The sequence below is a fragment of the Pseudomonadota bacterium genome (assembly GCA_034660915.1).
In the GTDB taxonomy this organism is placed as follows: Bacteria; Desulfobacterota; Anaeroferrophillalia; order Anaeroferrophillales; family Anaeroferrophillaceae; genus DQWO01.
Genome location: JAYEKE010000028.1, coordinates 1 through 5,607, shown reverse-complemented (window position 1 = coordinate 5,607; position 5,607 = coordinate 1). Strand labels below are relative to the sequence as shown.

Sequence of the window (5,607 nt, the reverse complement as noted above, 5' to 3'; positions counted from 1 at the left end):
CTACGCTTAATCTCAGAAATTACTCTCCTCGATCCAAGGACTCGCTACCCAGTGGCTGGCCAGCCTTCTGGAGCGGGGCTCGCTCCCGCTAGAGTATACGACCTATGCCCGGCCGCACTAAATATTCGACTTTGTCTATAGATTGACAAATTTTTATTATTTCTCACAGAGACACGGAGTCACAGAGGGCAAATGACTGGGGTTCTCTGTGACTTTGTGCCTCTGTGAGAGTATTTTTATCTTTTCTGAAAACGTAGTCGAATGTTTACTTACTAAATATGGTAAGCATTTGACTTTGTTTATAAATTGGTAAATTCTTGCAACTATATCAGTCAATTTTTTTTAATTCTCTCGCAAAACCGCAAAGACCGCGAAGAGTTCAATTTGCTATATCGTCTGTCATTTTTCTTTGCGCTCTTTGCGTCTTGAGTGAGTGAAACGAACGGGCGCGAGACAAAAAAATTACGCTGAATAATTACCAGTTTTTTTATTTTTCACAGAGACACGGAGTCACAGAGGGCAAATGACTGGTTTCTCTATACCTCTGCGAGAGTATTATTGCTTTTTTGAAAACGCGCCCGAATATTTACGCCGCACCTTTACCAGATGCAAGCAGCTAACCGGACACCACTGAAAACAGCTGGAAATCAGATTGTCTTACCAGCGGGCATTTCGGCAATAATTTTCTCTACTTCATCTCCGGAAAGGACTTCCCGCTCCTCCAAAATTCCAGCAAGATGATCGAGAATCGGCCGTTTCTCAGCCAGAGTTTCATGGACCCGCTGGTGGGCCAGGGAAATAATCCGGCTGACTTCCTCATCAATCCGCTCAGCGGTTTCATCGCTGTAATTTCGCTCTTCACTGGTGACATTCCCTAGAAACGGTGAAACAATTTTCTTACCATAGGTTCGAGGGCCCAGCTCATCACTCATGCCAAATTCACAGACCATTTTATGGGCAATTTCCGTGGCCCGCTCCAGATCATTCTGGGCCCCGGTCGAAACATCGCCAAAAGCCAGTTCTTCGGCCACCCGGCCACCGAGCAAAACATCTACCTGGTCCAGCAATTCCAGTTTGGTGGCCAAAAACTTTTCCTTGACCGGCAGTTGCAAGGTATAGCCCAGCGCCCCCACCCCCCGGGGAATAATGGAAACTTTATGGACCGGTTCCCCAGTGGGTACGGTTACAGCTACCAGGGTATGACCTGACTCATGGTAGGCAACCCGGTGTTTCTCATCCTTACTCATGGGGTTTCGTTTTTTCTCCGGACCGGCGATGATCCGCTCGATGGCATCTTCAAAATCCCTGGTGGTTACCGCTGATCGCTGGCGCCGAGCTGCCAGGATAGCGGCTTCATTGGCCACATTGGCCAGATCAGCCCCCACCAGTCCCGGGGTACGCCGGGCAATGAGATGCAAATTCACATCTTCGGCCAGTTCCAAAGCTTTGGTATGAATTTTCAAAATGTCTTCACGGCCCTGTAAATCCGGTTTATCAACCACTATCTGGCGGTCGAAACGTCCGGCTCTGAGCAAAGCTTTATCAAGAATTTCCGGGCGGTTGGTGGCCGCCAGCACCACCACCCCTTTGCTGGTATCAAACCCGTCTATCTCCACCAGCAGCTGATTCAACGTCTGCTCCCGCTCATCGTTGGTACCCATGGCCATTGGGCCACCCCGCTGCCGGCCGATAGCATCCAGTTCATCAATAAAAATAATGCAGGGAGCTTTTTTGCGGGCCTGATCAAAGAGATCACGAACCCGGGACGCCCCCACCCCGACAAACATCTCGATGAATTCCGAGCCACTGATGCTGAAAAAAGGCACCCCAGCTTCGCCGGCAACCGCCTTGGCCAGCAGGGTTTTCCCGGTTCCCGGCGCGCCAACCAGCATTACCCCTTTAGGCATATGGCCTCCCAAGCGCTGGAAGTACTGGGGGTTTTTCAAAAATTCGATCACTTCCTGCAATTCCAGCTCGGCCTGTTCAACCCCGGCCACATCCGTAAAAGTTACCTTGCTCTGTTCACTGGCATGAATCCGGGCTTTATGCTTACCGATATTCAGAAAGTTGCCACCCATGCTGCCCATCCGCCGGGACAAAAACCCCCAGATGGCGAAAATAAACAACATCGGTAAAATCCAGCCAAAGATCAATCTATTCAGCCAATTATCATCATAACGAACCGAATATTTAACCCCGTGTTTATTAAGCTGATCCACCAGGTCATTATCCTTGAGCAATACGGTGGAGAATAATTTCGGCCGTCCCTGATCATCCTGGATTTTCAGGGTACCGGTAATCTTTTTCTCACTGACAACACATTCAGTCACCTGGTTATTGCGCAGGTACTCCTGGAACTGGCTGTAGGGAATAGTCTGACGCTGTACGTCCATGGATGCCTGGAAAAAATAGAAAAAGGCAAACATCAGAACAAAATAGAGGAGAGAAAAATTCCACGGATTCTTCCACGGGGACTGCTCCCGGGGTTTATTGACCTCCATCTCCGGCTCCGGAGGCTTGAGGCGAAAAAGTCTTTTAGGCATAAGTAAAAATCCTGATTATGATCGTGGTCTCAGCGATAAAACGAAAATATCCTGATTAAATTGCCGGTGACAACACAGTCTTCAGAAACGATGCTCATCAGTAACAATCATCACATTTTCGATCCGGCCGCTGTCACTGATGAAGAGGTTGAGGAGAAAACTGACACAACCCATGATCAGGGCCGCGAACACTGCCGAAAAGAAACCATGCACTTCAAAACCCCGGACTACATCTCCGGCCAGCAACACCATGATTCCATTGACCACCAGGGTGAAAAGCCCCAGGGTCAGAATATTGAGTGGTAGAGTCAGGAGAAGCACAATGGGCCGTAAAAAAGCATTCAGCAGACCAATGACAAAAGCGGCCACAAACAGGGAAAGATAACTACCGATCACAATCCCTTTCAATATCCAGGCCGCCACCAACAGCGCCAGGGCATTCACCACCCAGCGGATAATAAAACCACGAACCCGGTTACCATGCAGTGGATCAGTCATAATTACCTCCTTTCACTGATTTAAGATTAGAATTTACTCCCACACCATCGGTATATGTTTCCCGATCAGGCGGGTTAACTACTCACCATACATGTCGGTAATGAGCTTGCGGAGTTGTGCCGCTGATATATTTGACAGTGTATCGATCTTTTTTCTCAACCTTTGCTTACTTATCGTCCGAATTTGGTCGACTGCGATCTCCGCCGGTTTACCGGCACATTTAAGCTGAAACCTGGCTCTCCATTGGGGATGCAGTTTTGAGGTTAAAGGGCATATGACAACGGTTTCCAGATATTTGTTCATTTCGTTCTGACTGATTATGACAACCGGGCGTATCTTTTTTATTTCGCTCCCTATTGTCGGGTTAAGATCGGCATAGTATATTTCATACCTTTTAATATTCAAAATCTTCATCCTCGAGACCATCAAGAAGAGTTGGATCAAAATCAACCCAATCTTCTTTTTCATCAGCCATAGCTTTAAAAGTATCTTCCCAGGAAAGTTTTCTCTCTTTTTTACTCCTCAAAAGCAAGCCCCTCTCTGTTTCTTCAAGCAAAAGATGATTGCTGAAACCATATTTTTGCAGGAGCATCTTGGGTATACGGACTCCTTTGGAATTCCCAATCGGAATCAGCTTAACATCTCTTGTACGCAACTGATTTTCCATAAATAATTCTCCTTACATTTTACCGGGACCTCTTTGTAATAACAATAATTACTTTGCTCTATTATGTCAAGTTTAAAGGTTTTTTGTTCCCTCATTTCAACAACACCCGGATATCACCCTGACGCTGGGTCACTTTATACATATCCAGGCATTCAATCAGCGGAATGATATATTTTCGCGTCAAACCGACCATTTCCTTAAATTTCAGGGTGGTCAATTCCCCATGGCTTTCAAGGTAACTGATCACTTTCTTTTTCAACTGTTCATAATCTCCACTGGGGATATAAATTCCTTCCCTGACCCGGATCAGCTCACCTTCCTTCTCCAGCAGGCGGACCATGGTCCTGACCTCGGCTTCGGTTACTTTAAGCTCACTGATCAAATCACGAAAATCCGGAAACTGCAGGCCGGCCTGACGGTAAATACGCAGGACATTTCCCTTCAACGCTTTCTCATCCGCCTCCAGGCGAATCTGGTGATCGGGAAACCGGATAATATCTTTTTCCAGCACCAGGCGCTGGTCCTTAATTGTTCGTTGTAACACATTGGCAAACAGCAGGGATTTAAGTTGCAGCCGGGACTTCAACTCTTCCTTGAAAATCCCCAACTTCACCGGAAACTGTTGATGATAGGCGGCAACCAGTTCCAGCAGTTTGTCCTGAAGTTCCCGAAATCGCTTGCCGCTGATATAAGCCCGACGTTCGACATCATAGCGAACCACTTTGCCGGTGGCAGACAGCTCATCAAGAACCTGTCGCAAACGTTTATTAGAAAGACTGACCATCCCGGCAATTTCTCGGGCATTTAATCCCTGAAGACCGTGGTTGTCGATCAGAACTTCAATCACCGGCAAAATATCGCCCTGACGTAATATTTCCAATGACGGCAGCAAGCCGGGAAATTCTTTCAGGCGATGTTTGCGGGGATGCGGGTCCAAAACCTGACCGCCACCCATGGTTTCCTGCCAGGCAAAACTTCGCAGAACCAAACGGTCGCCATACATAACCACTGTGGGAGAATCAAGCCGGATCTGAACATAATCTGATTCACCCGGGTTAATGCCTTCACCGGAAAGCACCACCACCGTGGCCATAATAGCGGCACTACCGGCATGGACCATCATTTTGCTTCGAGGTTTCAGGGGATTGGACGCCCCTGGCAGATGACTGTAATACATATCAATCATGGATGTTGTCTGCACGGTACCAGGATGAACCAGAATTTCTCCCCGGACGATCTGCGATTTCTCCAGACCCTGCAGATTGACAGCCGTCCGTTCACCAGCCGCCGCGGTTTCTCTGATGCTGTCATAGGTTTGAATACCACGGACCCGGCTGGCCAGGCCGACCGGCAGCAATTCCACCTGGTCACCAACATTAACCGAACCGGACAGAGTAGTCCCGGTTACCACCGAGCCAAAACCTTTCATCACAAAAGCCCGATCAATGGGCAAGCGAAAAGGGCCGGCAAGCGGCCGGGCAGCAGTTTCGGCCGCCAGCCGCATCAATTCCTGCAATAAATCTTCAATACCTTCACCGGTAACAGCGGAAACCGGCATGATGGGAAGTTCTTCCAGAAAAGTTCCATGCAGATACTTTCTGATATCATCCATAACCAGTTCCCGCCATTCATCATCGACCATATCCATTTTGGTCATGATCACCAGCCCCTGCCGCACCCCCAGCAAACGACAGATATCAAGATGCTCACGGGTCTGGGGCATTACCCCTTCATCGGCGGCAATCACCAGCGCTACCAGGTCGATACCGGCAACACCGGCAACCATGTTTTTAATAAAACGCTCATGGCCGGGAACATCAATAATCCCCAGGGACTGTCCATCGGGAAGGTCCAGATGGGCAAAACCCAGTTCAATGGTTATGCCCCGTTTCTTTTCTT

General features: G+C 48.4%; 5 protein-coding genes. All 5 read right to left on the bottom strand.

Going from position 1 to position 5,607, the window contains the following annotated elements; translation table 11 throughout:
- Positions 1 to 647: 647 nt before the first annotated feature.
- Positions 648 to 2,543, bottom strand: coding sequence for an ATP-dependent zinc metalloprotease FtsH (gene ftsH / locus U9P07_01425; GenBank protein MEA2108066.1), 1,896 nt, complete (start codon positions 2,541 to 2,543; stop codon positions 648 to 650).
- 81 nt (positions 2,544 to 2,624) lie between these two features.
- On the bottom strand, positions 2,625 to 3,041 hold the full coding sequence (locus U9P07_01420; GenBank protein MEA2108065.1) for a phage holin family protein: 417 nt from the start codon (positions 3,039 to 3,041) through the stop codon (positions 2,625 to 2,627).
- A gap of 78 nt (positions 3,042 to 3,119) precedes the next feature.
- On the bottom strand, positions 3,120 to 3,455 hold the full coding sequence (locus U9P07_01415; protein MEA2108064.1) for a type II toxin-antitoxin system PemK/MazF family toxin: 336 nt from the start codon (positions 3,453 to 3,455) through the stop codon (positions 3,120 to 3,122).
- Positions 3,436 to 3,708 (bottom strand): AbrB/MazE/SpoVT family DNA-binding domain-containing protein, encoded by a 273-nt coding sequence (locus tag U9P07_01410; protein MEA2108063.1) that lies wholly within the window; start codon positions 3,706 to 3,708, stop codon positions 3,436 to 3,438. The genes U9P07_01415 and U9P07_01410 overlap by 20 nt, the downstream gene beginning before the upstream one ends.
- Positions 3,709 to 3,799: 91 nt before the next feature.
- On the bottom strand, positions 3,800 to 5,607 hold a 1,808-nt coding region (selB, locus tag U9P07_01405), incomplete at its 5' end, for a selenocysteine-specific translation elongation factor (protein MEA2108062.1).